Annotated in this window: 26 protein-coding genes; 10 read left to right on the top strand and 16 right to left on the bottom strand. The window is 70.4% G+C overall.

Annotation, left to right across the window (positions count from 1 at the left end; genetic code table 11):
- The first annotated feature begins 49 nt into the window (after positions 1–49).
- Positions 50–1,702 (top strand): hypothetical protein, encoded by a 1,653-nt coding sequence (locus IW248_RS02955; protein WP_196925536.1) that lies wholly within the window; start codon positions 50–52, stop codon positions 1,700–1,702.
- Positions 1,703–1,770: 68 nt separating this feature from the next.
- On the opposite strand, the gene pulA is transcribed toward IW248_RS02955, so the two are convergent.
- From pulA to IW248_RS02930, 5 genes are all read right to left on the bottom strand, one after another.
- A complete protein-coding gene (gene pulA / locus IW248_RS02950) occupies positions 1,771–7,266 on the bottom strand; it encodes a pullulanase-type alpha-1,6-glucosidase (RefSeq protein WP_196925535.1) in 5,496 nt (1,831 codons plus the stop codon).
- Positions 7,267–7,376: 110 nt separating this feature from the next.
- A complete protein-coding gene (locus IW248_RS02945) occupies positions 7,377–8,069 on the bottom strand; it encodes a cellulose binding domain-containing protein (protein WP_231396152.1) in 693 nt (230 codons plus the stop codon).
- A 111-nt stretch (positions 8,070–8,180) separates the two neighbouring features.
- Positions 8,181–8,870, bottom strand: a complete 690-nt coding sequence (locus IW248_RS02940; RefSeq protein WP_196925534.1) for a hypothetical protein — start codon at positions 8,868–8,870, stop codon at positions 8,181–8,183.
- Between the two features lie 97 nt (positions 8,871–8,967).
- Positions 8,968–9,357 (bottom strand): DUF6841 family protein, encoded by a 390-nt coding sequence (locus IW248_RS02935; RefSeq protein ID WP_124821962.1) that lies wholly within the window; start codon positions 9,355–9,357, stop codon positions 8,968–8,970.
- Between the two features lie 37 nt (positions 9,358–9,394).
- Positions 9,395–10,147, bottom strand: coding sequence for a hypothetical protein (locus IW248_RS02930; RefSeq protein WP_196925533.1), 753 nt, complete (start codon positions 10,145–10,147; stop codon positions 9,395–9,397).
- A 19-nt stretch (positions 10,148–10,166) separates the two neighbouring features.
- Between IW248_RS02930 and IW248_RS02925 the strand changes: the two genes are divergently transcribed.
- From IW248_RS02925 to IW248_RS02915, 4 genes are all read left to right on the top strand, one after another.
- The gene (locus tag IW248_RS02925) at positions 10,167–10,355 is read left to right on the top strand and encodes a hypothetical protein (protein WP_196930465.1); all 189 of its coding nucleotides are present in this window, start codon (positions 10,167–10,169) and stop codon (positions 10,353–10,355) included.
- Between the two features lie 65 nt (positions 10,356–10,420).
- Positions 10,421–10,609: a hypothetical protein gene (locus tag IW248_RS32810; protein ID WP_231396151.1), complete on the top strand. Its 189-nt coding sequence runs from the start codon at positions 10,421–10,423 to the stop codon at positions 10,607–10,609.
- A gap of 347 nt (positions 10,610–10,956) precedes the next feature.
- Positions 10,957–11,079 (top strand): hypothetical protein, encoded by a 123-nt coding sequence (locus tag IW248_RS33375; protein WP_269155051.1) that lies wholly within the window; start codon positions 10,957–10,959, stop codon positions 11,077–11,079.
- A gap of 142 nt (positions 11,080–11,221) precedes the next feature.
- Positions 11,222–12,337 carry an FUSC family protein gene (locus IW248_RS02915; protein WP_196925532.1) on the top strand — a complete coding sequence of 372 codons (1,116 nt, stop codon included), beginning with the start codon at positions 11,222–11,224 and terminating at the stop codon, positions 12,335–12,337.
- 4 nt (positions 12,338–12,341) lie between these two features.
- Here the strand turns inward: IW248_RS02915 and IW248_RS02910 are convergent, their stop codons facing one another.
- The 3 genes from IW248_RS02910 to IW248_RS02900 are packed head-to-tail and all read right to left on the bottom strand — an operon-like array spanning position 12,342 to position 14,992.
- Complete coding sequence (locus tag IW248_RS02910) at positions 12,342–13,286, bottom strand: hypothetical protein (RefSeq protein WP_196925531.1); 945 nt, start codon at positions 13,284–13,286, stop codon at positions 12,342–12,344.
- Positions 13,283–13,768 (bottom strand): hypothetical protein, encoded by a 486-nt coding sequence (locus IW248_RS02905; RefSeq protein ID WP_196925530.1) that lies wholly within the window; start codon positions 13,766–13,768, stop codon positions 13,283–13,285. The genes IW248_RS02910 and IW248_RS02905 overlap by 4 nt, the downstream gene beginning before the upstream one ends.
- A gap of 3 nt (positions 13,769–13,771) precedes the next feature.
- A complete protein-coding gene (locus tag IW248_RS02900; protein WP_196925529.1) occupies positions 13,772–14,992 on the bottom strand; it encodes a macrolide family glycosyltransferase in 1,221 nt (406 codons plus the stop codon).
- 623 nt (positions 14,993–15,615) lie between these two features.
- Here IW248_RS02900 and IW248_RS02895 point away from each other — a divergent pair.
- Positions 15,616–16,278, top strand: coding sequence for a C39 family peptidase (locus IW248_RS02895; RefSeq protein WP_196925528.1), 663 nt, complete (start codon positions 15,616–15,618; stop codon positions 16,276–16,278).
- 125 nt (positions 16,279–16,403) lie between these two features.
- Here IW248_RS02895 and IW248_RS02890 read toward each other — a convergent pair whose 3' ends face one another.
- Positions 16,404–17,162 carry a DedA family protein gene (locus IW248_RS02890; protein ID WP_196925527.1) on the bottom strand — a complete coding sequence of 253 codons (759 nt, stop codon included), beginning with the start codon at positions 17,160–17,162 and terminating at the stop codon, positions 16,404–16,406.
- A gap of 212 nt (positions 17,163–17,374) precedes the next feature.
- Here IW248_RS02890 and IW248_RS02885 point away from each other — a divergent pair, with 212 nt between their 5' ends.
- Positions 17,375–20,227: an aconitate hydratase gene (locus IW248_RS02885; RefSeq protein ID WP_196925526.1), complete on the top strand. Its 2,853-nt coding sequence runs from the start codon at positions 17,375–17,377 to the stop codon at positions 20,225–20,227.
- Positions 20,228–20,304: 77 nt separating this feature from the next.
- Here the strand turns inward: IW248_RS02885 and IW248_RS02880 are convergent, their stop codons facing one another.
- The gene (locus IW248_RS02880; protein WP_196925525.1) at positions 20,305–20,520 is read right to left on the bottom strand and encodes a hypothetical protein; all 216 of its coding nucleotides are present in this window, start codon (positions 20,518–20,520) and stop codon (positions 20,305–20,307) included.
- 48 nt (positions 20,521–20,568) lie between these two features.
- Between IW248_RS02880 and IW248_RS33835 the strand changes: the two genes are divergently transcribed.
- Positions 20,569–20,754 carry a PIN domain-containing protein gene (locus IW248_RS33835; protein ID WP_372431752.1) on the top strand — a complete coding sequence of 62 codons (186 nt, stop codon included), beginning with the start codon at positions 20,569–20,571 and terminating at the stop codon, positions 20,752–20,754.
- Between the two features lie 103 nt (positions 20,755–20,857).
- Here IW248_RS33835 and IW248_RS32805 read toward each other — a convergent pair whose 3' ends face one another.
- Entirely contained in the window at positions 20,858–21,301 is a 444-nt protein-coding gene (locus IW248_RS32805; RefSeq protein WP_231396150.1) for a hypothetical protein, read from the bottom strand.
- Positions 21,302–21,415: 114 nt separating this feature from the next.
- Here IW248_RS32805 and IW248_RS02870 point away from each other — a divergent pair, with 114 nt between their 5' ends.
- Positions 21,416–22,183 carry a helix-turn-helix domain-containing protein gene (locus IW248_RS02870; RefSeq protein WP_196925524.1) on the top strand — a complete coding sequence of 256 codons (768 nt, stop codon included), beginning with the start codon at positions 21,416–21,418 and terminating at the stop codon, positions 22,181–22,183.
- Positions 22,174–22,362, top strand: coding sequence for a DUF397 domain-containing protein (locus IW248_RS02865; protein ID WP_124821970.1), 189 nt, complete (start codon positions 22,174–22,176; stop codon positions 22,360–22,362). The genes IW248_RS02870 and IW248_RS02865 overlap by 10 nt, the downstream gene beginning before the upstream one ends.
- A gap of 296 nt (positions 22,363–22,658) precedes the next feature.
- On the opposite strand, the gene IW248_RS02860 is transcribed toward IW248_RS02865, so the two are convergent.
- The 5 genes from IW248_RS02860 to IW248_RS02840 all read right to left on the bottom strand — a co-directional run bounded on the left by IW248_RS02860 (position 22,659) and on the right by IW248_RS02840 (position 25,754).
- Entirely contained in the window at positions 22,659–23,897 is a 1,239-nt protein-coding gene (locus tag IW248_RS02860) for an RNA polymerase sigma factor (RefSeq protein WP_196925523.1), read from the bottom strand.
- Between the two features lie 29 nt (positions 23,898–23,926).
- Positions 23,927–24,262, bottom strand: coding sequence for a YciI family protein (locus IW248_RS02855; RefSeq protein WP_196925522.1), 336 nt, complete (start codon positions 24,260–24,262; stop codon positions 23,927–23,929).
- A gap of 85 nt (positions 24,263–24,347) precedes the next feature.
- Positions 24,348–24,959 carry a GTP-binding protein gene (locus IW248_RS02850; RefSeq protein ID WP_196925521.1) on the bottom strand — a complete coding sequence of 204 codons (612 nt, stop codon included), beginning with the start codon at positions 24,957–24,959 and terminating at the stop codon, positions 24,348–24,350.
- A complete protein-coding gene (locus IW248_RS02845; RefSeq protein WP_030337267.1) occupies positions 24,940–25,326 on the bottom strand; it encodes a DUF742 domain-containing protein in 387 nt (128 codons plus the stop codon). Before IW248_RS02845 ends, IW248_RS02850 begins: the two co-directional genes overlap by 20 nt.
- A 5-nt stretch (positions 25,327–25,331) precedes the next feature.
- Positions 25,332–25,754: a roadblock/LC7 domain-containing protein gene (locus IW248_RS02840; protein ID WP_124821974.1), complete on the bottom strand. Its 423-nt coding sequence runs from the start codon at positions 25,752–25,754 to the stop codon at positions 25,332–25,334.
- Positions 25,755–25,806 lie beyond the last annotated feature (52 nt).

Here is a 25,806-nt window from a genome sequence, read left to right as displayed (position 1 = left end):
TCTGACGGCGGCGACCCTGTCTGGTACGAGGAGAGGGCAGAGAGCTCCGATGTCCAACTACCTAACGAACAACGAAGCCTCCGGGCGGGCGACGGCCAAGAGCCGCCGCAAGCTCTGGCTCGCCAGTGGCGTGGCCGGTTTGACGGGCGTGATCAGTCTCGCGGCGGTTGGCGTCGCGGGCAGCGCCGGTGCGGTCGGCTTGAACTGGAACACCGCGCAGGTCAGCAAGGACGGTGACCAGCGGGGTGACGAGGCGCGCGACTGGGACAAGGACGAGGACAAGAACAAGGACCGGGACAAGGACAAGGACAAGGACCGGGACAAGGACCACGAGCGCGGGAAGGAGGTGCCCTGCGACACCGACAAGCTGATTCAGGCGATCGTGTTCGCCAACAACAAGCACGGCGGTGTGCTGGAGCTGGCCAAGGGCTGCACCTACAACCTGACCCGCAACGACTACCAGGGCAACGGCCTGCCGATCATCACCGAGCGGATCACGCTCAAGGGCGAGCACACCACGATCTCTCGGGAAGCCACCGCGGACTACTTCCGCATCCTCAACGTCGGCGCCGGTGGTCACCTCACCATCAAGGGCCTGACCATCAAGGGCGGCCAGACCCTCGAACTGGAGAACGGCGTCGAGCCGGCCGCTGTCTGGGCGGCCTACTCGGACTCCGAGGCGCTCGCCGCGCAGGTGAAGGCGGGCACCCCGTTGGCCCAGGCGCTCACCGCGCGGCAGGCCAACCCGAAGGCGGGCCTGAAGGCCGCGCCGAAGGTCACCCCGAAGGCCACGCCGGGCGTCGTCACGCCGCTCGTCGAGCAGCCGGAGGAGAACGACGGCGCCGGAATCCTGGTTCAGCCGGGTGGCACCGCCGAGATCCTGGAGTCCGAGGTCGTCCTGAACCAGTCGGGCGGCAACGGTGGTGGTGTGGCCAACTTCGGCACCACGAAGATCTGGCACAGCACGGTCACCCGTAACACCGCCTTCTTCTTCGGTGGCGGCGTCTTCAACGCCGGGCTGCTCAAGGTCGAGGAGTCGAAGATCAAGGACAACACCGCCGTCATCGGTGGTGGCGGTATCTCCAACGGTGCCGCGGAGATCTTCACCGAGGACGTCGACGGCGGAACGGTCGAGCTGAAGAAGGCCGAGATCACCGACAACGAGACGCTCGGCTTCGGTGGCGGCTACCTCGACATCGAGGGCAACACCACGGCGTACGAGACCAAGTTCGTCTCGAACACCGCGGTTCTCGCCGGTGGCGGTCTCGCTGCGGCAGACAGCCAGCTGAACCTGCACAACGTCACTGTCGAGAAGAACAGCACCGCCGGTGTCGGTGGCGGTGTGGCCATCGCCTTCGACAGCGTGGCCACCTTCGAGAAGAGCAGCATCAAGGACAACACCGCCGGCTTCTTCGGCGGCGGGCTCTTCAACGCCGGCAGCGTCACCACGCTGCGCGACAGCGAGGTTGTCGGCAACCGGGCCGTGGGCCCGATCGGAGTCGGCGGCGGCATCTTCAACATCTTCGGCGAGGTCAACCTGTCGAAGACGAAGGTCGCCCACAACTTCTCCACCTTCGAGCCGGGCGGCGTCTTCAGCTTCTTCGGAGACGTGAACCTGGACGACAAGTCCGCCATCACCGCGAACCGTCCGACCAACTGCCTGGCCATCCCGGGCGGCACGATCGACAACTGCTTCGCCTGATCGATCACGTAGCGCCAGCACAACGGGCCGGCCCCCTTCCGCGAGACGCGGAAGGGGGCCGGTTCACGTCACTTCTGCACGAAGACCGCCACGCTGCGCGCCGGTACGGTGAACGTGCCGGCCGCCCTGTCGAACGAGGCGGTACGCAGCACCGGATCGGCCGAGTCGACAAGCACCGGGTGCAGTGCCACGTCCGCTCCGCGCAGTCCGGTCAGCGTCTGCTCGGCCGCCGACGGGGTGCCGTTGAAGACGACGGTCAGCGACTTCCACGGCCCGCCCAGTCCACTGGCGTCCAGTGTCATGGTCAGCACGCCGGGCGTCTCCTGCGCTCCGGACAGCGGGAACGCCACCCTCCGCTGCACCTGCTCGGCGGTGGCCAGCCCGAACACCGGCGACGACGCCCGGACGCGCAGCAACTCGGCGTACCGGGCGTCGGTCGTGTTGATCGCCGCGCAGTCCGGCACCAGCGCCGGGTCGGCCAGCAGCGGCTTCGCGTACGACCACTTGTCCTCGTTGTCGGGCGCGGGCGGCAGACCGGCGCCGAACCCGTTGCCCTGTTCACAACCCCAGCGGATCTGGTTGAACCAGTCACCGGAGTTGTACGAGTTGCGGTCCAGCGACTTCGACCGCAGCCGTTCGGTGCCGGCGGTGACGAATCCGGTGCCCTGTCCCAGCACCACAGTGCCCAGCGCCAGCACCTGCATCCGGGAGCGGTCGGCCGCCGTGGTGGCCTGCGGCAGTTTGTACGCCAACGCGTCGTACAGGATCTCGTTGTCGTGCGCGTCGGCGTAGGTGACGGCCTCCCCGGGCGCGGCGGTGTAGCCGGCCGGGGAGCCGTTGTAGTCCACCTGCTCCCCGGTGACCTGCCGTCCGGCGGTGTCGGTGAACCGGTAGCCGCGCAGGTTGCCGGTGAGCCCCACCTTGATCAGGTCGTGGGCGTGCAGCAGCCGGGCCTTCTGCTCGGCCGGTGACCCGTTGACCGCGTCGCCGTTCGGGTCGGTGTAGAGCCCGGAGGCGAAACCCTGCACCCGCGGGTTGGCGTCGAACGGTCCGCCACCGCGTACGGCGTCGCGCAGCCGGTCGTTGAAGGTGCCGATGCCGGTGCCGGCCATGTTGGCCTGGGTGGCCTGGACGAAACGGGCGTCGTTGGCGACCTCGCCGAAGTTCCAGCCCTCGCCGTAGAGCAGGATCGACCGGCCGTCCACGCCGTCGCGGGCGACGGTCAACCGGTCCAGTGCCGCGCGGACGGCCAGGATGTTCGCCTTCGGGTGGTGACCCATCAGGTCGAAGCGGAAGCCGTCCACCTTGTACTGCCGGGCCCAGGTGACCAGCGAGTCGACCACCAGCTTGCCCATCATGGCGTGCTCGGGAGCGGTGTTGGCGCAGCAGGTGGAGTCGGCCACAGTGCCGTCCTCCAGCAGCCGGTGGTAGTAGCCGGGCACGATCTGGTCGAGCACCGACTTCGGGTCGGTGCCGGCAGCCGACGTGTGGTTGTAGACCACGTCCATGACCACCCGCAGCCCGGCGTCGTTCACCCCGGCGACCATCCGCCGGAACTCGGTGGTCCGCGCCGCGCCGACCGGGTCGACGGCGTAGCCGCCCTCCGGCACTGTGTAGTGCAGCGGGTCGTACCCCCAGTTGTAGCCGTCGGTTTCGGCGACCGCCGCCACGCACTTCTGCTGCTCGGCCGAGTCTGGCGGCAGCGCCGCCAGGTCGCAGGCCGGCTGGCGCTGGTCGGCCCGCTTCTCGGGGATCGTCGCGAAGTCGAACGCCGGCAGTAGGTGCAGGTGGGTGACCCCGGCGTCGCCGAGTGCCCGCAGGTGGGTCATCCCGGCGGTTCCCGGATCGGTGAACGCGAGGAACGTCCCCCGCCGCTCGGCCGGCACGGTGTCGTCGGCGATGGAGAAGTCCCGCACGGACAGCTCGGTGATCTGCGCCTTCGCGGGCGGCACCGGTGCCGGTTTGCGCACCGTGCGCCAGCCCGTCGGGGCCAGCGCCGCGTCGTTCAGGTCGACGAGCTGGCTGTGTGTGGAGTCCGCGGCGAGGGCCACCGAGTACGGATCGGTGACCGATGCGGTGACCACCTTCTGCGCCGCCGGCTGCCAGGCCCGCACCTCGTACCTGTAGAACTTCCCGGTCCAGGTGTGGTCACCGCGCACCGACCAGACGCCGGTGCGGTCGTCGCGGCGCATCGGCACCGCCTTCGGGGCGGCGGTGGGCGAGTCGAACAGGTGCAGGCGCACGCTCCGGGCGGTCGGCGCCCACAGCGCGAGGCTCGGCGTCCGGCCCACGAACGTGGGCCCGAGGGTGGCGTCGGCCGCCCGGGAGTACACGTCGTCGAGCACGCCGGGGATCTGCACGCCGGTCGCGGCGAGCAGCGCACCCTCGGCGTCGCGCTCGGTGACCAGCAACTGCCCCCGCAGCGCCGCCGGGACCTTGGCCAGGTCGGCCTCGTCCAGGGCGAAGCTACGGTACGACCACAGGTGCGGGAACCTGTCGCGTTGGGCCTCGGTGAGCCCGTTGCGCTGCGCCCGCAGCGGCAACGTGGTGTACGTCCCGGTCAGCTCCCCGTCGACCACGCCGACCCCGCCGGCGGGCGCGGCGACCAGCGCGTACGTCCTGCCGTCCGTCGGGGGTGTCTGCCACGCAACTGTGGACCTGTCGATCCAGTGCGCCTTCTGCTTGCTGATGTCGGTGTCCCCGCTGGCGGTGGTGGCCGTCGACGGCAGCAGACGGCCCGGTGTGGCGGCGAGCAGCCACACCTCCCGGCCGGCGCTGGCGAAGTCGAGCCGCTGGTCGTCGGGCAGGTCCTTGGTGTCGCCCTGGTGGATGATGTAGTTCAGGCCGGTGGCGCCGGCCGCCAGCGGCACCCGGAACACCGCCCCGAACGCGTCAGTCCTGGTGGGCTTCAGCGGCGCGGACCACTCGGTCGGGTTGGCCGCGCCGTCCCACACGTGCAGGCCCCAGCCGTCGTAGTTGCCGTCGGCCCGCCGATAGTGCAGCACGGCGGTGCCCTCCTCGACCGGTGGGTCCGGCTCGCCGGCGGCCGCCTGCCGGCTCGGGTAGATCGCCGGGTCGCCCTGCTTGAGCCAGATCTCGCCGGTCCGGGTGACGTCGATGCTGCGGTCCTGGGCGACGTCCTTCGTACCAGCCTTGTCGACAACCAGGAAGTTCACCGACGTCGCGCCCGGCTTGAGTTTCACCCAGGCGAACCGGCCGTAGGAGTCCTCCCCGGCGAACGGTTGCCCCTGCGGCCACTCGGTGACGTACGCCGTGTCGATGTCCCCCCAGGCGTACAGCCCCCAGTCGTCGTACCCCCCGGCGGGGCGCTGGTAGTGCACGACAGCCCACTCCCGGGAGCTGCCCTGCGCCGGGGTGCCCACGACTGCTGTGGACCGGGCGGTGGCGGTACGGCCCCGGCCGTCGCTGACCACCGCCTTGTACTCGACAGGGGTGCCGCCGGCCAGGCCGGTCAGGTCGTGCTGCACGGTGTACGGGCCGTGGTCGGCGCTGCCCAGCAGCGTCCACCGGCCGCCGGCCACCCGGGCCGCGACGGTGACGGTGGCCAGTGGGTCACCTGTCACCCGGGCGGTGACCGCGGCCCGGGTGGCGACCGGCGCGCCCGGAGCCGGGCTGGTGATGGTGATGGTCGGCTTGTCGGCCGGCGGCGCGATGGGTTTGCCGGCCCGGTACACCGCCGCCGACAGTGGCGGCACGCTGAGGGTCAGCTCACCGTCGTCGCCGGCCTGTTCGCCGCCCGAGCCGCCGTAGATGCCGGTGAAGGTGGTGCCGGCCGACCAGGTGTCCACCGTGACAGTCTGCGCGGTGTCGGCGTTGTTCACAGCCACCACGTACTCGGTGCGGTCGGCCGGGGCGATCCGGGAGGCGGCGAAGACGCCCGGCCCGTCGGCCGCGTACCTGGTGACCTGCACGCCGTCGCGCAGCGCCGGGTGCGCCTGGCGCAGCCGGCCCAGATCGGCGATGGTCCGGTACAGCGGGTGGGCCGTGTCGAACTGGTCACTGGCGTGGGTGCGGTCGGTGCCGAGCAGGTCGTCGTCGAGGTAGTCGGGAACCGTCGACGCGAACATGTCCTGGCGGGCGTCCTTGTCCCCGCCCGGACCGGTGAAGCCCTGTTCGTCGCCGGAGTAGACCACCGGCTGGCCACGGGTCAGGAACATCAACTGGTGCGCGAGCTGGTCGCGACGCAGGTGGCTGGCCGGGTCGCTGCCACCACCGGCGATGAACGAACCGATCCGGCCCATGTCGTGGTTGCCGAGGAAGGTGGGCAACCGGCCCGCGTCGGTGTTCCGCGCCGCGTAGAGGTCGTCGCGGGCGTACACGTCGGCGAGCGCCTTCGCGGAGCCGGCGCCGGCGGTGAAACCTCGCGCGGCCTCCTGGAAGGCGAAGTCGAGGGTGGCCGGCAGGCCACCCTGCCGGACGTAGCTGGAGCTGATCTCCGGGTCGGCGCTGTACACCTCGCCGAACATGAAGAAGTCCTTCTTGCCGGCCTTCTCGGCGGCCCGCTCGATGCCCTGGCTGAACTGCGGCCAGAAGTCCATGTTGACGTGCTTCACGGTGTCCAACCGGAACCCGTCCACGCCTGTCGCACCGATCCAGTCCCCGTACGCCTTGGTCAGCCCCCGGACCACCTCGGGACGCTCGGTCCACAGGTCGTCGAGGCCGAAGAAGTCGCCGTACTCGCTGTTCTCGCCGGCGAAGGTGGAGTCACCCCGGTTGTGGTACATGGTGGCGTCGTTCAGCCAGGCGGGGACCTTGACGCTCGCGTCCCCCGGCTCCGCGAACGTCGGCGTGTACGGGAAGGACTCCTTGTCGACAGGCGGGAGCGCGCGGCTGCCGTCGGCGTAGTTGCGGTCCTCGAACGCCCGGCCCTGCGCGTCGGTGTACGGCGAGGTCGCCTTGTCCACGTACGCGTACTTGTCTTCGGCGTACTTGATGACGTCGGCGGTGTGGTTGACGATCACGTCGAGGTAGATCTTGATGCCACGCTGGTGGGCGAGCTTGACCAGCCGCTTCATCTCTTCCATCGTGCCGAAGTGCGGGTCCACCTGGGTGAAGTCGGTGATCCAGTAGCCGTGGTAGCCGGCCGAGATGTCGTTGCCGGCACCCTGCACCGGCCGGTTCTTGAAGATCGGGGCGAGCCAGATGGCCGTGGTGCCCATCCCCTGGATGTAGTCCAGTTTGTCGATGACGCCCTTGAGGTCGCCGCCGTGGTAGAAGCCCTTGTCGGTCGGGTCGAGGCCGGTCCGCAGCCGGTCACCGGTGAGGCCACCCCGGTCGTTGCGGGGGTCTCCGTTGGCGAACCGGTCCGGCAGGACGAAGTAGAACTGCTCGGCTCGGGCGGAGTTGCCGCCGGCCTTCAGCAGCGCCTCGGCGGTGGGTTCGTCACGCCACTGAGTCGCGCCGCCGATCACGAGTGGGGCGCGGTCGGACGGCCGAGGGCCCGCGGCGGCGGGATGCACGGCGACCGGAGCGCCGACGAGCGTGGCGGTGAGCAGGGAGGCAAGGGCCAGCAGGGCGCTGCGCGGTATCGGCGTGGGTTTCATCGACGCCTTCCTCTGGTCGCTGATTGGCCGCACGCTAACCCTTGCCGAAACATTCTGCAATGTCTTGCAAACATGGTCGCAACAAAGCAGCATCCTTGCGGAAGCGCCGCTCAGAAACCCCCGCAGCGCACCCCGTCCACCGTGCACTCACGTGGCGTGCTGGACGCCCGCTCCATGTGGAACCGCAACGACACCGAACCGCCGGGCGACACCTCAACCCCGCTGACGTACGTGAAACCGTCGTCGGACTGATGGATCGTCCCCTGTGGAACACCCTCCACCCAGGCGGTCACCAGCCGCCCACCGGAGAACTCCAACCGCACAGTCCAACCACGGCTCCGGGCCGACGCGTTGACCATCGCCACCTCGCCGATGAAACCGCCGTCGAAGCTCTGCACCACCCGGTACCGCCCGCTCATCGCCGGCTGCCCCTGCGCCGCCCGGCTCGGCGACCGCGCCGGCGTCGGCCTCCCGGTCGCACCGACCGTCGGCCCGGCCGAGGGTGAACCCGACAGGGCCGCGGCGCTCGGCGGCAGTCCGCTCGCACGCCCGGACAGCCCCGGCAGCACCGGCACCGGAGACGGCACCGACGTGGGCACGCTCGGCGCCACCACCGCCGACGGCACCGGCAGCGCCGGCGGTGGCGCGCCCTCCGGCACGGGGCTACGTCCCCGGTACGCGCCCATGGCCACGAAGACCAGGACCACCATCACGACGACACCGGCGCCCACCACGATCCAGGGCGACGATGCGATCGCGACCGGACCGTGTGGCGGGCGCGGAGAACGGCGCATGCCGGACATGTACCTCCTTCAGCGGACCGTCCGCGCAGCCTAGCGATCGGCGGCCCGAGCCGGAAAGCCTTGACGGCGCAACGCCCGCCGTACCACCGACACCACCGACCCGGCGCCAGCTCAACCGATCCGGCAGTCGACCCCGTTGATCGTGCACTTCAGGGGTCGCTGCGCCGACTCGCCCCAGCCGACGCGCAGCCGCAGCGTCCGAGAGTCGCCCGGTCCCAGCGAACGGGTGCCGCGCAACACGAACTCCCCGTGCCCGCGCCCCCGCACCGAGACGCCCGAGTCATCGACAACTCGCAGAGCCCACGTGTCGTCGTCGAGAGTCAACTCCACCTGCCAGTCCACCGACCGACTCGACTTGTTGGCGATCGACAGCACCGCCGCGTCCCCGTCCCAGCCGTTCGTACCGACCTGGTATCCGGCGCTGACCGTGTCGTCCACCGGAACTGGCGGCGCCATCAGGGCGCTCGTCCGCCCCGGAGCCGGCGAGACCGGCGAGCCGGTCACGGTGACCCGCGGCGACGGCGTCCGACTGCTGCGCGACGGTCGCGGCGACACCGAGCGTCGCTCCACAGCGGCCGGGGTCGGCCCACCGGTGGCCGACGCGGCGGCCGGCACGGTCGGCAGGAACGCCGGAGGCGCGGCCTGCGGCGCGGCATCCCGCTCCCTGGTCCGGAACGACAACAGCGCAATCACCAGGAGCACCACCAGCGCGCACACACCGAGCAGCACCACGATCCACGGCATCGACGCCAACACCCGCGCCGCCCGCGAACCTGCCGCACCGTCCGGCCGCACCGCCATCAGGTCTCCCCTCGTCCCCACCGACGCGACAGCGTAGCCAGCGCCGCACGGGCCGGGAACCGGGCGGGTACGGATCGGGCCGACCGGCCCCGGTCAGTCAGCCCGTCCGGACGACCGTGCAGATCCGTGGTCCATCATCCGAGATACGCAGCAGGTAGCGGTACCGCTCCCCCGGCACCGCCTGCCCCCGACTGTCCAGGAACTCCCACTCCACCGCCACCATCGTCAACAGCGCGGACACCTGCTGCACGTCCTCGATCCGGGCGTGGGCCGCGACCAACTCCCGGCTCTGGTAGTCAGGTGCGGCGCCCACGAAGGACAACGCCACCGCCGCCGGGGTAGTGAACGAGAAGCTGTAGGTGTCGGCCACCACCAACCCCGGCAGGGCGTAACAGCCGGCGATGGCCGGCAGATCGCCGGAGGTCAACGCCACGCCGTACCGGTCGAAGAAGTCGGCCAACGTGTCAAGATCCGTGGAGGCGTTCACGGTCACAGCAATTGCCGGTCACCGCCCAGGTCAAACCTCAGCGCGGCGGCACCCGCACCTCGATCTCCGAACCCAACCGGGCGTCGGCGCCCAGCCCAAGGTCGTCCCCACTCCAGAACCGCCCCGGGTCATACCAGTTCGGACGCCGGCCCGCCGGCAGCAACCCCATGGCCTCATAGGTCACCGCCACCACCTCGGCGCAGTACGCCGTCTCCAGTGCCCGGTCCCGCTCCCTCGCCGATCGGGCCGAGCCGACCGGGTTGGCGCGGTCGGTCTGGTTGGCGCGGTCGGTCGGGTGGCCGAGGCGCGCCAGCGCCGACAGCCGACCGAGCTGCGGCAGCGCGGGAAGCCGACCGGGGCGCGGCAGTGCCGGCACCCGACCACGCACCCAGCGCCACGCCAACTGCGCGGTCGACGGGAACGGCGTACCGTCCAACCGCGCGATCGTCCGCAGCACCGCCTGCTCCATCTCCCCGTCGGCAGGCGGGTCGAGCTGCCGCAGCCAGGCCCGTTGACCGTATCGGTTGGCCCAGACGCAGACCGCGTCCCGCAGGTCGTGCAGCTGGACGCCGCGATGGTGGGTGCCCGACCACAGGTCCGGCAACGACCTGCCCAACTCCGCGTGCCACATCAGCGGCGGCATGTCGTCCAACACCACAGCCATCCCGACGTGGTTCACCGGGCTGTTGGTGGTGAACTGGATCGCCCGGTCCGGCACGCTACGACCCCGGAAAACCCACACGTCACCGGTGCGGGTCAACTCGACGGCCTCATCCAGGCTGATGCTCATGAGGGTCTAGCCTAGGCCGATGCGGCAACGAATGCGGTGGTGGAAGGTTCTCGGGCTGGCCGGGCTCGCCGGCGTCGCGGCCTCCGGCGTGGTCATCGCGCGGGCCGAACGGCGTCGGCGCGCGTACACCCCGGAGGAGATCCGGCAGCGGCTACTGGAACGGCACGCCCAGGCCGGCGAGACCGCGAAGCCCGGCGACCCGGCCTGACTGACAGTCCCCTGTAGATCTTGGTCGGGGCAGCCGGGCAGGTTGAAGATCGATATGACGAGGCCATGACGACGCCCGTCGCACAACGGCCCTTCGTCCTGTCCACCCCGGCCACGCCGATCGAACGACACGGCGACGTCGACCTGCACCTGCCCACCCACAGCGGCCCCGCGCCCGCTGTCGTGGTGGTGCACGGCGCTCCACTGCCACCCGACGCGGCCGATCCCCGCGACTGGCTGCTCTACCGCGGCTAGCGCACTGCTCGCCGCGAGCGGCGTGGTCACCGCGCTGGTCAGCTACCAGGTGTCCGAGCTGTCGGCGCTGCCCGCCGCAGCCGACGACATAGCCGCGATGATCGAACAGGTCCGCGCCGATACACGGGTCGACCCCGAGCGGGTGGTGCTGTGGTTCTTCTCCGGCGGCGGCCTCTTCGCGGCCGACTGGCTCCGTGTCCCGCCGCCATGGCTACGCGGAATCGCACTGACGTACCCGCTGCTCATTCCGTTCCCCGGCTGGGAGGTCGACGCTCGGATCCTGCCGGTCGAAGCGCTCAGCGCCGGCACGGGCGTGCCGCTGGTGCTGACCCGCGCAGGGCTGGCCGATGCGGGTGATCGAGGTGCCGGACGGTCAGCACTCCTTCGACATCCTCAACCCCGGCCCGCAGTCCGAGGCAGCCGTGCTGGCCGCCCGCGACGCGGTCCTGGAGCTGCTCGACGCCCGCTGATCCACTCCGACGGCCGAATACTCCTGCGCGCGCGGATGCGCAGGCTTCCGTCGGTGCCGCATCAGATTGGGGATCTCTCGCACCCGAGGTTCGCCGCCGTACGACGATCGTCAGAGAGCCGATCGGTGGTGGGGGGTGAGAGGTGCGCGGCAGACGTCGGGGTGCCCGACCGGCGGAGAGTGCGCTGCACGAGGGCCGGGAGGCCTACGAACGGCTTCGCACCTACCTCATTCTCGCGGTGCAGGCGGGGGTGGCCGCCGGGTTGGCCTGGTTTGTCGCCAGCGACGTGCTGCACAATCCGCAGCCGTTGTTCGCACCCGCCGCCGCGGTCGGCACCATCGCGGCGGCCATTGGTAATCGGGCCCGTCGAACCCTCGAACTTCTCGCCGGGGTGTTCCTGGGGGTGCTGGTCGGAAACGGGATCATACGGTTCATCGGGGCGGGACCAATACAGACCGGTGTCGTCGTGGCGCTGGCGATTTCGGCGGCAGCCGTCTTTCGCGGCACCGGAGCCGTCATGGTGCAGGCGGGAAGCACCGCCGTCCTGCTCGGCACAGTCTCTCCGGACCGGCCGGACCTGGCCGTGCCCCGGACGGCGAACGCCCTGGTCGGTGTAGTGGTGGCCATCGTGGTGGCCTTGCTGATCCTGCCGCTCAATCCGGTGCGGATCGTGCACCGCGCCGCTGGTCCGACAGTCGATGCCATCGCCCAGGAGATGACCGCCATCGCCAATGCGCTGGCTCACCGCGACGTGCGGCAGGCCGAGGATGCCCTACAGCGACTGCGTGCGGCAGAGGCGGCGCGACGGAACACGGCCGACGTGGTCGCCGCAGCATGCGAAGTCGCGATCCTCTCACCGTGGCGGAGGAGACGGCTGGGCATCATGCGTCGGTACGCGCGGGCGGCCGAACACCTTGAACTCGCCTACACCAGCAGCCGCGAGATGGTGCAGTGGGCGGTATCGGCGCTACATGCCCGGGAGACGCTACCGGCCGGCCTCTCCACGGCGATCGAGCACTTCGGCCAGGCGTTCAGGCTCCTGCATCGTGACTTCCTGGCCGGACGGGAGCCGGACCGCGCGCGGGAGCGAGCGATGCAGGTGATCAGTGACATCAACGAGGCATGCGCCGAGGGTGTCGGGTCCTCCGGGGCTGTCGTCGTCTCGCAACTGCGCGTTGTCGTCAGTCAACTGCTCCAGATCTCCGGGCTCCCCCAGACGGAGGCGAATCAGCAGGCCGGTTTGAACGCCGACGTGTGAGCGTTCAGGGCAGCGGGCCGTCGGAATCGGCCGCCAGGCTGAGGCGATCCCGGATCAGCGCGAGCACAGTGTCGGTGGTCCGGTCGAGGTGGCTGCGCCCATCAGGCAGGCGGGCGTCCGGGGAGATGTAGCTGCGGGGACCGATGTGCGTGGCAGGGTCGAGCCGGTGCACGGTGATCTTGCCTTCGCGGTCGGCCCGGTTCCATCCGCTCCAGCGGAACAGCCGCCACCGCTGCGGGAAGATCCGGGTGCCGACTCGTTCGATCCAGTCACCGGCACTGGTGAGCTGGTAGAGGTGCTGAGCATGGGTGATGTCGTTGGCGCCGTTGTGGAACCCGCCGAGAGTGATCAGCCAGAGCGGGGTACGCAGTTGGGCCCACAGTTCGTTCACCGCACCGCTGGCGACCTGGGCGCCACCGCTGTAGCTGAGCAACACCACGGGTATGCCGCTGTCCGGCCGGTAACCGGCGACTTGGAGTTCGGTGGCGATCTGCGCACCGACGGCACGGTTGTACAGGGGACGGTAGCGGCGGTCGGCGGCGACGAAGATCTGCATCACGTTGTGCAGGAACAGCAGCAGGCCGATGCGGCGGCGCACCCAGGTCCAGACCGGCCGGTCGGCGAGCGGCACGGCGAGCGGAGAGTAGGGCTGCACCTGGCCCAGCACCCGGAGCTCCGGCGCTCGGTTGATCAGGGCCTTGACCAGTCGGCCACCATCGCGGGTGTCGTGGAAACGGCGCTTCCCGATGCCGTCCAGATAGACCAGGTAGGCGTCCGGAGGGCGGTCCGGATCCGCCCCTCTGGCGTAGGACATGCCCTCGGGGCGGGAGATGGTGGGTGTGCGCCAGCCGGCGGCGTAGACCAGCACCTCGTACCGGGCGAGCAGGGCCTCGGCGATCAGCACCAGTCCCAGCCCGCCGAGCAGCAGCAGGAGTGCCAGTCCGATCACGCGACCGGCTCCGGTGCTCGTCTGGTGTTGAGCTTCACGACAAGGCGGCGGACGGCCTCGACGGAGACGCCGAGCCCGACCCCCGCGATCGCCACGCAGCCGGCGGCCTCCCACCAGTCAATTCCGGCCACCATGGCGAGAGCACCGGCGAGGCCGGCCCCCACTCCCACCATGAGCAACAGGTGCAGCAGTGGCCCGAGCAGCGGGAACGCAAGGACCCCGGCAAGCACGAGCGGAACAGCCAGGCCTGGTGTCCAGACCAGTGCGTCGGACGGTGCGGTGGGCAACACCAGACCGGCAACGGCCCAGGCGGACAGCGGCCAGAGCGCGAACACCGCGCCGTCGACGAGCGCGCCCGCCAGCAACAACCCGACCACCCGCACGTGCGACACGCCGGACAGACGTGCCACCACCGGCAGGAGACGCCCGGCGGCCTCGGACAGCCCGGCGACCAGCAGCAGGATGGCGACAATGGGAGACATCGGTCAGCCTGCTGGCGGCAGATCGGCAGAGCCCGGCTGAGCGACCGAGCCGGTCTGCTGCACGAAGTGCTCGAGTACGTCAGCGGCACGCGCGTAGCCGCCCGCCTGACGCTGGGCGACCTGCAAGGTGCTCGCGGCGGCCCGGAACCGCGGCTCGTCGAGCAGACGCTGGGCGAGGGCCCGCACAACCTCCACCGTGACGTCCTCGGTGCGGATCGACAGGCCGGCATCGAGCTCGACGATGCGGGAAGCCACCAGCAGTTGGTCAGCGCCCTGCGGGACCACCAGCATCGGGGTGCCGGCGTACAGGGCCTCGTTGACGCTGTTCACCCCGCCGTGGGTGATGAACAGCGCCGCACGGGCCAGCACCTCCAACTGCGGTACGGCACCGTAGGCGAGCACGTTGCCCGGTAGCGGGCCGAGCGCGGCGGGATCGGTGTGTCCGGTGGAAATGACCACGGTGCCACCCAGCGGGGCCAGCGCGTCGGCGAAGGTGCGCAGCAACTGCGGGGCGTCGAACACCGTGCCCATCGAGGCGTACATCACCGGGTCCCGCAATCGATCGACCGGGAACGACGAGTCCGCGCGGCGGGCACCGATGCTCGGTCCGACGAACTGGTAGGACTGGTCGAAACTGTCCGCCTCGGGGTGGAACGCCCGCGAGGTGTAGACCAGGTTGAGCGGCTGACGGATGTTCGCCAGGTCGATCAGGGGCAAGGCGCGCGTGTCGTACCGGCGGCGCAGCTCCCACCGCGATCTCAGGTACCCGACGGTGGAGCGGGGAAGGGCCGCGGCCGCGCTGAGCAACTCCCAGGAGCCGCGGGTCGGGCTGGGCACGTGCCGGTTGAAGGCGAACGTGGTGAACGACGATGCCGGCGGCACGCCGAGTTCCCGGGCGACCACCGGCCCCCAGGGGCAGAGGGAGTCGTGCACGATCAGATCGGGCCGGGCGCCCCGCAGGTCGGTGAGGACGGCGGGCAGCACGCGTACGGCGGTACGCGCAAGCTGCTCCATCACCGTGACGGGCGTCGGCGGGCCGGAGAGCGGTAGGTCCTCCCCGGGGTAGAGGAACACCCGCGCCCCGGTGGCCGCGATCTGCTCGGCGTAGGCCGGCGTCGTGTGATAGGTGACGGAGTGACCACGACGAACAAGCTCGCCCACAACGGGCAATGTCGGGTTGATGTGCCCGTGCATGGCGATGTTCAGGAATGCCACTGCGCTCATCGGCCGACCCCGGGCGGGGAAGGAGCCAGAGCCCGGCACGTTGCAGCGTCCATGATCCACCCCTCTCGGTCAGAGCCTAGATGTTGCCCGGTGGCAGTGCGTCGTGGACCAGGTAGTCGACTCGTAAGCGGCCGTTCCGCATGATCGAGCACGATCTTGGGACGTGGTCGCGACTTCCGTGAACCCGAGTGGATCACGACGGCGCGGCCGCCGTGTCGGCTCCGTCCGGTGGGCAGGGCTGGGCGGTTGGGCAGGGCTGGGCGGGTTGTCGGGTTTGGCTACGGGTGTCGGGTGGCCGGGGCCATCCCGACGGCGGAATCGGCGGCCGGCCGGGGTCGTTATACCTGGCAGGCCACCGCGACTGTCCAGGTCGTGGGGCATGGCGGCCGCCGGGAACACCCGGCAGGCCGCCCCGGTTACACCCCCCGCACGGCCGAGCACCACAACCGGCCGGCCCCCGCAGGTGGGCGGAATGATCCGCCACCGGCACCCGTTACACCCTGTCCCGACGCCGACCCCCTCACCGGGTCACCGGGCAGAACCCCTCGAACTTTCCCCGCACGGTCGCACTGCCCCCCGTTGAGTGCCGTGCGGGCACCCCCGATGCAGAGGAGCACGCCACCATGCGTACCGATCTGATCCGTAAGACCGCCCTCACCGCCGCTGGTCTCGCCTTCACCGGCGGCGCCATCGCCGGCCCCGTCACCACCGCCTTCGCCGCCCCCACCAGCGGCAAGCCGGTCACGCAGACCCACACCGACCGCAAGGGCCACGGCGAGCGGGAACTCGGCGTGCGCTACGAAGCCCAGCCGAACTTCTACTACTGCGGCCCCGCCGCCACCCGAAACGCCCTGTCCGTCCAGGGCAAGAACATCAACGTCGACGACATGGCCAAGGAGATGGGCACCACCGAGGCCGGCACCAACTCCATCAACGACATCACCCCTGTCCTGAACAAGGAAACCGGCAAGCCTGACGCCTACCGGTCCGTGGAGATCAGCAGCCCGGACGCCGACGCGAAGCAGACCGACACCCTGCGCGCCGACGTGGTCAAGACCGTCGACGACGGCCGCGCCGTGGTCGCCAACATCGCCGGCACCAGCACCGACACCGACGGCAACGCGCACTCCTACGAGGGCGGGCACTACATCAGCGTCGTCGGCTACCGCGACAACGGCAACACCGTGAAGATCGCCGACTCCGCCGACCCGAACACCGCCGCCTACTGGATCACCGTCGAGCACCTCGCCGACTGGATCGCCACCCGCGGCTACGCCACCAGCTGACACCCGCACCACACACCAAGCGAAGGGCCGGACCCCACCACGGGGCCCGGCCCTTCGGCATGACCTCAGTCGGTGGCGACGACGGCCAGGATCTGCTCAATGCCGAGGGCGACCACCGCAGTCGACTAACCGCCCGAAGCCACCGCACCAGACTGACCGCCGGGGGCCACCGCACCAGACTGACCGCCGGAGGCCACCGCACCAGACTCACTGACCGACGCCGCCCCAGCAGACTGGGAAGCCGGCTCGGGCTCGGCCAAGCCGGAGGCACTGTCGGCCGCCTCGATGCGGTGGGCGCGTCGGCGTAGCCACCAGGTGCTGCCGAGCCCGGCGAGCACCGCGATGACCAGCCCGGCCCAGGAGATGTCCTTCAGCCAGTGTTCGGCCGCGCGGCCAACCGAGTAGAGCAGGTAGGTCGTGCCGAAGGCCCAGACCAGCCCGCCGGCCGCGTTGGCCAGCAGGAAGCGGCGGTACGGCACGTGCAGGGCGCCGGCGAGCGGCCCGGCCAGGATCCTCAGTAGTGCCACGAACCGGCCGAAGAAGACCGCCCAGACGCCGTGCCGCGCGAAGCTCTGTTCGGCGCGGGCGAGTTGCGCCGGGCCCAGGTGTTTGGGGAATCGTCTGCCCAGCCGGGCGAGCAGCGGTCGACCACCGCGTCGGCCGATGGCGTACCCGACGGAGTCGCCGACGATGGCGCCGAACGCCGCAGCGCTGGCCACCCACTCCGGCTCCACGACGCCTGTGGCGGCGAGCAGGGCTGAGCTGACCAGGACGATCTCGCCGGGCAGCGGGACGCCCATGCTCTCCACGCCGATCACCCCGGCGACGATCAGGTAGATCACGCCCGGAGGCAGCGCCGAGAGCCAGTGCTGAACGTCTATCACTCGGCACCCCTTCCGATCGGCCCCGACCCTACCCCGCCGCCCCGACGACGCGGCGCGGTCGTGGGCCGCCCAGCTCCTGACGCCGGGTTGCGCAGATAGCAAGACGGACGTACGGTTTTGTTGGAAGCGGAATCGGGCGGTAAGTGTCACCTAACCTCGGCGGCACCCCGGCCGGTGCGACAGACTGCTCAGGACTACTCACGGTCGCTGGTGTGAAGGAGTACGACGTGGCGAGCCTCGACACCTTCGGTGCGAAGACCCAGCTACGCGTCGGAGACGCGAGCTACGAGATTTTCAAGATCGACAAGGTGGACGGCCAGGCCCGGTTGCCGTACAGCCTGAAGGTCTTGCTGGAGAACCTGCTGCGGACCGAGGACGGCGCGAACATCACCGCCGACCACATCCGCCAGCTCGGCGAGTGGGACTCCACCGCCGCCCCGAGCGTGGAGATCCAGTTCACCCCGGCGCGGGTCCTCATGCAGGACTTCACCGGCGTTCCCTGCGTGGTCGACCTGGCCACCATGCGCGAGGCCGTACGCGACCTGGGCGGCGACGCCAGCAAGGTCAACCCCCTCGCCCCGGCCGAGCTGGTCATCGACCACTCGGTCATCGCCGACCTGTTCGGCCGCGAGGACGCGTTCGCCCGCAACGTCGAGCTCGAGTACGAGCGCAACAAGGAGCGCTACCAGTTCCTGCGCTGGGGTCAGAGCGCGTTCAACGAGTTCAAGGTCGTCCCGCCGGGCACCGGCATCGTGCACCAGGTCAACATCGAGTACCTGGCCCGCACGATCATGGAACGGAACGGCCAGGCGTACCCGGACACGGTGGTCGGCACCGACTCGCACACCACGATGGTCAACGGCCTGGGTGTGCTGGGCTGGGGCGTCGGCGGCATCGAGGCCGAGGCCGCGATGCTCGGCCAGCCGGTCAGCATGCTGATCCCCCGGGTGGTGGGCTTCAAGCTCTCCGGTGAGATGCCGGCCGGCACCACCGCCACCGACCTGGTGCTGACCATCACCGAGATGCTGCGCAAGCACGGTGTGGTCGGCAAGTTCGTCGAGTTCTACGGCCCCGGCGTGAGCGCCGTACCGCTGGCCAACCGGGCCACCATCGGCAACATGTCCCCGGAGTACGGCTCCACGGTGGCGATCTTCCCGATCGACGCGGAGACGATCCGTTACCTGGAGCTGACCGGTCGCGACGCGGCGCAGGTCGCGCTCGTCGAGGCGTACGCCAAGGAGCAGGGCCTCTGGCACGACCCGGACCACGAGCCGGAGTACTCGGAGCGCCTTGAGCTGGACCTCGGCACCATCGAGCCGTCGCTCGCCGGCCCGAAGCGCCCGCAGGACCGGGTGCCGCTGGGCGCCGCGAAGACGCTGTTCCGCTCCGCGTTGACCGACTACGTGGCCGACGACTCCGTCGGTGAGCGTGACCTCAAGCCGGGCGTGCCCCGCGAGGAGCTGCCGCGCGGCGCCAACGGCCCGGCCGACGAGGCCAGTGCCGAGTCGTTCCCGGCCAGCGACCCGCCGGCCAACGAGTTCAGCGACCCGGCCGACGAGCCGCGTGACCTGGAGACCGCGGCGGTCGGCGCGGGTGGCCGGGCCAGCCACCCGATCCGGGTGACCGGTGCCGACGGCGTCGAGTACGAGCTGGACCACGGTGCCGTGGTGATCGCCGCGATCACCTCCTGCACCAACACGTCCAACCCGCAGGTGATGATCGGTGCCGCGCTGCTGGCCCGCAACGCCGTGGAGAAGGGCCTGACCCGTAAGCCGTGGGTGAAGACCACCCTGGCCCCGGGCTCGAAGGTCGTCATGGACTACTACGAGCGGGCCGGCCTCACGCCGTACCTGAACAAGCTCGGCTTCAACCTGGTCGGCTACGGCTGCACCACGTGCATCGGCAACTCGGGCCCGCTGCCCGAGGAGGTGTCCGCCGCGGTCAACGAGCACGACCTGTCGGTCGTCTCGGTGCTCTCCGGCAACCGGAACTTCGAGGGCCGGATCAACCCGGACGTCAAGATGAACTACCTGGCGTCTCCGCCGCTGGTGGTCGCCTACGCCCTGGCCGGCACGATGGACATCGACCTGGCCAACGAGCCGATCGGTGAGGACACCGAGGGCAACCCGGTCTACCTGCGCGAGATCTGGCCGAACAGCGCCGAGATCCAGGACGTCATCGCCCAGGCGATCGGCGCCACCGGTTTCAGCGCCGCGTACGCCGATGTCTTCGCCGGCGACGAGCGGTGGCAGTCGCTGCCGACCCCGACCGGCGACACCTTCGCGTGGGAGAGCGACTCCACCTACGTGCGGAAGCCCCCGTACTTCGAGGGCATGCAGCAGGAGCCGAGCCCGGTCGTCGACATCTCCGCTGCCCGGGTGCTGGCCAAGCTGGGTGACTCGGTGACCACCGACCACATCTCGCCCGCTGGCGCGATCAAGGCGGACTCCCCGGCCGGCACGTACCTCGCCGAGCACGGCGTGCCGCGCCACGAGTTCAACTCGTACGGTTCCCGTCGGGGTAACCACGAGGTGATGATCCGGGGCACCTTCGCCAACATCCGGCTGCGCAACCAGCTGGTGCCGGGGGTGGAGGGCGGCTTCACCGTCAACCACCTCACCGGCGAGCAGACCTCGATCTACGACGCCTCGGTGGCCTACCAGGAGGCCGGCATCCCGCTGGTCGTGCTTGCCGGCAAGGAGTACGGCTCGGGCTCGTCGCGGGACTGGGCGGCCAAGGGCACGATGCTGCTGGGCGTCCGGGCGGTCATCGCCGAGTCGTACGAGCGGATCCACCGCTCCAACCTCATCGGGATGGGCGTGCTGCCGCTGCAGTTCCCGGTGGACGTCACCGCCGCGTCTCTCGGCCTGACCGGCACGGAGACGTTCACCATCACCGGGGTGACCGCCCTGAACGACGGTGATACCCCGCAGACCGTGCTGGTCAGCACCGACACCGGCGTCGAGTTCGACGCCGTGGTGCGGATCGACACCCCCGGTGAGGCGGACTACTACCGGCACGGCGGCATCCTGCAGTACGTGCTGCGCCGCATGATCGCCAACTGATCGCGTACGGCTGATCGAAGGCCGCTCCCGCTTCGGCGGGGGCGGCCTTCGCCGTCAACACCGAGGAAGGCTTGCGGTCAGAGCGCCCGGAGTCGCTCGTCTATCGCCGCATCCACCTGCCGGACGTCGTAGCCACGTAACCGCCGTCGCAGGGTGGCCGCCCGCAGCGCGTCTCGCGCGGCAGCCCGTGCCACAGCGCTGTCAGTAGCCAGAGCCCCATCGACCTCGGCGAAGAGACTCTCGACCTGACGCATGTCATAACCGCGCAGAGCAACCACGAACGGCAATTCCATGCGGCCACCATATCGGTCACCGGTCGCGCCGACGGGATTGGCGACGGGGTGCGACGTCACCAGGCTCCGCCCCGCCCTCGGCGGGACAGAGCCTGCGTCCGGGATCCCGTCGACCGGATGCTGGTCGCGCAGGCCCTGCACGAAGGGCTGACCCTGGTCACCCGGGACGACCGCATCCAGAAGTACGACGTACCGACGCCGCCCGGGACCCTGCACCCCACACCGTGCCGGTGACCTGGAGGTGGCGTTGCAGATCCTGGTGGCGTGACTCTCGCTCGCTCGCTGATGAGGTCGTCGACCCGGTCGATGAGGGCCCGGCACCCGTCGGGGTGAACGCTCAGCGCAGCCGCAGCGCGACAGCGCGGGCCTCCTCGTCGGTGAGCGGCAGGAACCAGAGGAAACGGCGGACGATGGCGACCGGATCGGGGCCGCCCGGCTGGCCGCGCAGGTCGCGGATTGCCCGGCGGGTGATCCGGGAGAACTCGGGGATCAGGGTCGCCCGGCGGGCGGCGTCCGTCGGGGTCGCTCGCAGCGCAGGGCAGGGCCAGTCCCAACCGCAGGCGTCGCACGTCCACAGGGGGCCGGCGGCGGTATGCGCGACCGGCGGGCCGCACCGGGACCGCCAGCGTGATTCGGGTACGACGTTTTCCGCGCGACCGGGGCCACGGTACGGAGGGTGCCGTGGCCCGGTCGAGCCGGTGACGTTCACGCGGGGCGAGGCCGGCTGGACCGGTCGATTGCCTGGCCGGTGTGGGCGGTTGCAGGACCTGTCCTCGGGCATCCGGTGCTCCCTCGTCGATGCTGTCTACACAGCACCCTGCCGAGGGTTGCCAAGCGATCACACCGCGTAGAAGTATTTCTTTCCGACGTCTGGAACGTTCTGGAAGGGCTGGAGATGAATCGAGCAGTACAGGCGGCGATGACCGAGAGGGGCCACACAGCGGACAGTCTCGCTGCTCAGATTGGTGTTGATCCGAAGACGGCCGCCAAGTGGGCGAGCACGGAACGAATCCCGCAGACACGTCATCGCGCTCGGGTCGCCGAGCTGCTCGGCCGGAACGTCGACGAGCTGTGGCCGGACGCGCTGAAGCGCCGCACGCCGGCCTGGTTCCGACAGTGGGCCGAGATCGAGCGCGAGGCGCTGTCGCTGCGGTCGTTTCAGCTCGCGTGGATACCGGGCCTCCTTCAGACCAAGGCGTACGCGCTGGCGACGCTGGTCGGCGAGGCGCTGACACCGGCCGAGGCCGACGACCTCGCCGAGGCGCGGCTGAGCCGGCAGGCCATCCTGCGTCGGGAACGCCCGCCGCTGCTCGTCGCGGTCCTCGACGAGGGAGTCCTGCGGCGCACCCTCGACGGCGACCGGGCCATGATGCGGGAGCAGTGCGAGCGGCTGGCCGAGCAGGCCACGCTGCCGAACGTGTCGCTGTTCGTCGTGCCCGTCGACGTCGGCATGTATCCGGGCCTCGGTGGCCCGTTCACGGTGGCCGAGATGCCGGACGGGGCGCGGGTCGCGCACGTCGACAGCCAGGCGCAGGCGCAGCTCATCGACAAGGTTGCCGACGTTGCTACGCTCGATCGACGGTGGGAACGCATTCGCGACGGTGCCCTGTCGCGTGCTCAGTCCCTCAGCCTCATCAGAGAAGCGGCAGCATCATGGACCTGACCGGCGCTCGGTGGCGCAAGAGCAGCAAGAGTGGCAACAACGGCGGCGACTGCGTCGAGGTGGCCGACAACCTCGCGGGCGTCATCGGCGTACGTGACTCGAAGGACCCGGCCGGTCCGGCGCTCGCCTTCGACCCGGCGGCCTGGACCCGGTTCGTGGCAATGGCCAAGCGCCGCTGACCCTCCCCGCGGTCGACCATGCGGCCCTACTGTGCAGGTAGACCAACGTGTGTCGAGCGAGAGATCGCGCCGATCTTGCAGTTTCGGTCGTCGACATGAGCGGGTATGCCCCTTGTGTCGGGACAGAAAATGCAAGATCGCGGAGCGGGGGCAGACCCGGCCCGTCGATCATGGAGTGGTGATGCCTGGTTTGGCAATTCACGGGGGCTTTGTCGCCCACCACAACTCCGTGATCGGCGAGGCGGCGCCGGTCCAGATGACCGACGTACCGCTCCTGGTGGCGTTCGGCCGCTCCGCTACCGGTCGAGTTCGCCGGCCCGGTCGAGCAGCGCGCGGCGTTCGGCGGCTGAGCCGACCGCTGCCGCCGCCTCCCGGAACAGTCCGGCCGCGCGCGGCCGGTCACCCTGCCGGGCCACCAGGTCGGCCTCGACCGCCACACTGAGCGGGTAGCCGTCCAGCCCACCCCCGGCACGCGCCGCGTCGAGCAGGACCAACCCGGCGGCCGGCCCGTACGCGTAGCCGTGCGCGACCGCACGGTTGAGGGCGATCACCGGCGAGGGGCGGATGTCGGCCAGCGCGTCGTAGGCCCGCGCGATCGTCGGCCAGTCGGTGTCGTCGGCCGAGGCGGCGGTGGCGTGGCAGGCGGCGATCCGAGCCTGCCAGGCGTACGGCCCGTCGTGGCGTACCCGATCGAGGGCGGCCAGGCCCTCGGCGATGGCCTCGCGGTCCCACCGGTCGCGGTCCTGCCGTTGCAGGGTGAGCAGGGTGCCGGCGGCGTCGCGGCGGGCGTCGGCACGGGAGTGTTGGAACAGGAACAGCGCCAACAGCGCGGCGACCTCGGACTGCTCGGGCATCAGCCGGTCGAGCAGCCGGGCCAGCCGGACGGCCTCGTCGGCGAAGGCGGGCTCGCCGTCGGCGACGTAGCCCCGGGTGAACAGCAGGTACAGCACGGCGAGGACGCCGGGCAGCCGCTCGGTCAGCGCCGGCCCGCTCGGCACCCGGTACGGGATGCCGGCCTGCGCGATGCGGGTGCGCGTCCGGGTCAGCCGGCGGGTCATCGTCGACTCGCTGACCAGCAGGAGGCGGGCGATGTCGGCGGTCGGCACACCGCAGACCGTTCGCAACGTCAACGCCACCCGGGCCTCGAGCGCGAGCGCTGGGTGGCAGCAGGTGAAGATGAGCCGCAGCCGGTCGTCCACCACGTCCTGCCCCACCTGCGGCTCGGGCGACGCGTCGTCCGGTGTGAGCAAGGCCAGGTCGTGCAGCTTGCGCCGCTCCACAGTGGCCCGGCGCAGCACGTCGATCGCCCGGTTGCGGGCCACCGTCATGAGCCAGCCGCCCGGGTTGGTCGGCACGCCGTCGGCGGGCCAGCGCTCCAGGGCGACGGTCAACGACTCCTGGGCGCAGTCCTCGGCCAACGCCCAGTCCCCGGTCACCCGGATCAGGGTCGCGACGATCCGGGGGTACGCCTCGACGCCGGCGGCGGCGACGGCCTCCGCCGCCGCCACGGCGCCGGCCGGTGCCCGGGTGGGCATCGGCCGGCGCTGCGAAGTCGACAACTCCGTCAGTCGGACAGGTCCGCGAACGGGCGCAGTTCCAGTCGCCCCTGGCGGGCCATCGGGTGGGTGCGGGCCACCTCGATCGCCTCGTCCAGGTCGGCGCAGTCGAGCAGGTCGAAGCCCACGATCACCTCGGCGGTCTCCGCGAACGGCCCCTCGGAGACGAGCAGCTCACCGTCGCGTACACGCACGGTGGTGGCCGCGCTTGTCGACCCCAGCACGTTGCCGGTCAGGCGGCGGCCCTGAGAATCGTTCTCCGCCACCCACTTGTGGATGTCGGGTAGCTCGGTGGGGTCGGTGTCCGGCTCGGTGTCGCTGCAAACGAACATCATGTACTTCATCTGGTCGCTCCCTGGTTTCTCGGGGTGTCGCCAGCATGACGATCGGCCGACGGTGTTCCGGACACCCTCCCCCGAAAAACTTCTGTCAGTCTCCGCTGGCGGCGCGGCGGCGGGCCTCGCGGGTCTTCATGGCGTGCTCCATCAGCGTGACGAGCACTTCCTTGCTGGACTCACGTTGCCGGGCGTCGCAGAGCAGCACCGGCACACCCGGGTCCAGGTTCAGCGCGGCCTGCACCTCGTCGAGCCGGTACTTCCGGGCGTCCTGGAAGCAGTTGACCGCCACCACGAAGGGCGTGCCCCGACCCTCGAAGTAGTCGATCGAGGGGAAGCAGTCGGCGAGCCGGCGGGTGTCGGCCAGCACCACGGCGCCGATCGCGCCCAACGCCAGCTCGTCCCACACGAACCAGAACCGGTCCTGCCCCGGCGTACCGAACAGGTACAGCACCAGGTCGTCGCTGATGGTGATCCGGCCGAAGTCCATGGCCACCGTGGTGGTGGTCTTGGCCTCCACCCCGGACAGGTCGTCGATGCCGACCCCCGACTCCGTCAGCACCTCCTCGGTGCGCAACGGCCGGGTTTCGCTGACCGCGCCAACCATTGTCGTTTTGCCCACGCCGAAGCCGCCCGCGACCAGGATCTTGATCGCGGTGGGCAGTGGCGTCGCTCCCGCCGGCCGGTCAGAGTGCCCGTAGTCCATTGATTACCGCCTCGAAGATGCTGTTGTCGGGAAGACCGGCCGTGGTCTGCGGCTCGCGGACCTGCACCAGGCTGCGGGCCGCCAGATCACCGAGAAGCACCCGGATGGTGCCCACCGGCAGGTCGAGATGGGCGGCGATCTCGGCGACGGACTGTATGCGCTGACACAGCCCGACGATCGCCAAATGCTCGGGACCGAGACCGACCTCGGGCGTGACCTCGGCTCGGGTCGCCGTGACCAGGGAGATCAGGTCGAATGTGCCGGTGACCGGGCGGGCCCGACCGCGCGTCACCGCGTACGGACGCACCACCGGACCCGCATGGTCATCCACCCACTGATGGTCTGCGGACTCCCCCTGGACCGTCATCGCCGCTACCTCTCGCCGACCTGCTGATCGGTGCCGCGCGACGGCGACGCGACGTACTTGCCGACCCGGGTGACAAGCATCGCCATCTCGTAGGCGATCAGGCCGACATCGGCGTCCTCGGTGGCCAGCACCGCCAGGCAGGCGTTGCGGCCGGCCGCCGTGACGAACAGGAACGACGACTGCATCTCGATGATGGTCTGCTGCACCTGCCCGCCACCGAAACGCTTGCCGGCGCCCCGGGCGAGGCTCTGGATGCCGGCCGCCATCGCTGCCAGGTGCTCGCCGTCGTCCCGGCTCAACCCCTGGGAGGAGGCCATCATGAGGCCGTCGGTGGAGAGCGCGACCGCGTGCTCGGCCTGCTTCACCCGGCCCACCAGGTCATCCAGCAACCACGTCAGGTCGGCGCTCGAAGCCGTCTTCTGGGTCACTTCGTCGTCCTCTTCTCGCCCGGCTGTGCGCCGTGTTCGTCTGGGGCTTGAC

The organism is Micromonospora ureilytica (assembly GCF_015751765.1).
GTDB lineage: Bacteria > Actinomycetota > Actinomycetes > Mycobacteriales > Micromonosporaceae > Micromonospora > Micromonospora ureilytica.
Note: the sequence above shows the minus strand (reverse complement) of the source record. Positions and strands in the feature narration are given on the sequence as shown.

What these genes read in the sequence shown, in the direction of transcription:
- IW248_RS02955 (WP_196925536.1), top strand. Translation starts at nt 50, where the DNA reads ATGTCCAACTACCTAACGAACAACGAAGCCTCCGGGCGGGCGACGGCC.
- pulA (WP_196925535.1), bottom strand. Translation starts at nt 7,266, where the DNA reads ATGAAACCCACGCCGATACCGCGCAGCGCCCTGCTGGCCCTTGCCTCC.
- IW248_RS02945 (WP_231396152.1), bottom strand. Translation starts at nt 8,069, where the DNA reads ATGTCCGGCATGCGCCGTTCTCCGCGCCCGCCACACGGTCCGGTCGCG.
- IW248_RS02940 (WP_196925534.1), bottom strand. Translation starts at nt 8,870, where the DNA reads ATGGCGGTGCGGCCGGACGGTGCGGCAGGTTCGCGGGCGGCGCGGGTG.
- IW248_RS02930 (WP_196925533.1), bottom strand. Translation starts at nt 10,147, where the DNA reads ATGAGCATCAGCCTGGATGAGGCCGTCGAGTTGACCCGCACCGGTGAC.
- IW248_RS02925 (WP_196930465.1), top strand. Translation starts at nt 10,167, where the DNA reads ATGCGGCAACGAATGCGGTGGTGGAAGGTTCTCGGGCTGGCCGGGCTC.
- IW248_RS32810 (WP_231396151.1), top strand. Translation starts at nt 10,421, where the DNA reads ATGACGACGCCCGTCGCACAACGGCCCTTCGTCCTGTCCACCCCGGCC.
- IW248_RS33375 (WP_269155051.1), top strand. Translation starts at nt 10,957, where the DNA reads ATGCGGGTGATCGAGGTGCCGGACGGTCAGCACTCCTTCGACATCCTC.
- IW248_RS02905 (WP_196925530.1), bottom strand. Translation starts at nt 13,768, where the DNA reads ATGTCTCCCATTGTCGCCATCCTGCTGCTGGTCGCCGGGCTGTCCGAG.
- IW248_RS02900 (WP_196925529.1), bottom strand. Translation starts at nt 14,992, where the DNA reads ATGAGCGCAGTGGCATTCCTGAACATCGCCATGCACGGGCACATCAAC.
- IW248_RS02895 (WP_196925528.1), top strand. Translation starts at nt 15,616, where the DNA reads ATGCGTACCGATCTGATCCGTAAGACCGCCCTCACCGCCGCTGGTCTC.
- IW248_RS02880 (WP_196925525.1), bottom strand. Translation starts at nt 20,520, where the DNA reads ATGGAATTGCCGTTCGTGGTTGCTCTGCGCGGTTATGACATGCGTCAG.
- IW248_RS32805 (WP_231396150.1), bottom strand. Translation starts at nt 21,301, where the DNA reads ATGCCCGAGGACAGGTCCTGCAACCGCCCACACCGGCCAGGCAATCGA.
- IW248_RS02870 (WP_196925524.1), top strand. Translation starts at nt 21,416, where the DNA reads ATGAATCGAGCAGTACAGGCGGCGATGACCGAGAGGGGCCACACAGCG.
- IW248_RS02865 (WP_124821970.1), top strand. Translation starts at nt 22,174, where the DNA reads ATGGACCTGACCGGCGCTCGGTGGCGCAAGAGCAGCAAGAGTGGCAAC.
- IW248_RS02860 (WP_196925523.1), bottom strand. Translation starts at nt 23,897, where the DNA reads ATGCCCACCCGGGCACCGGCCGGCGCCGTGGCGGCGGCGGAGGCCGTC.
- IW248_RS02855 (WP_196925522.1), bottom strand. Translation starts at nt 24,262, where the DNA reads ATGAAGTACATGATGTTCGTTTGCAGCGACACCGAGCCGGACACCGAC.
- IW248_RS02850 (WP_196925521.1), bottom strand. Translation starts at nt 24,959, where the DNA reads ATGGACTACGGGCACTCTGACCGGCCGGCGGGAGCGACGCCACTGCCC.
- IW248_RS02845 (WP_030337267.1), bottom strand. Translation starts at nt 25,326, where the DNA reads ATGACGGTCCAGGGGGAGTCCGCAGACCATCAGTGGGTGGATGACCAT.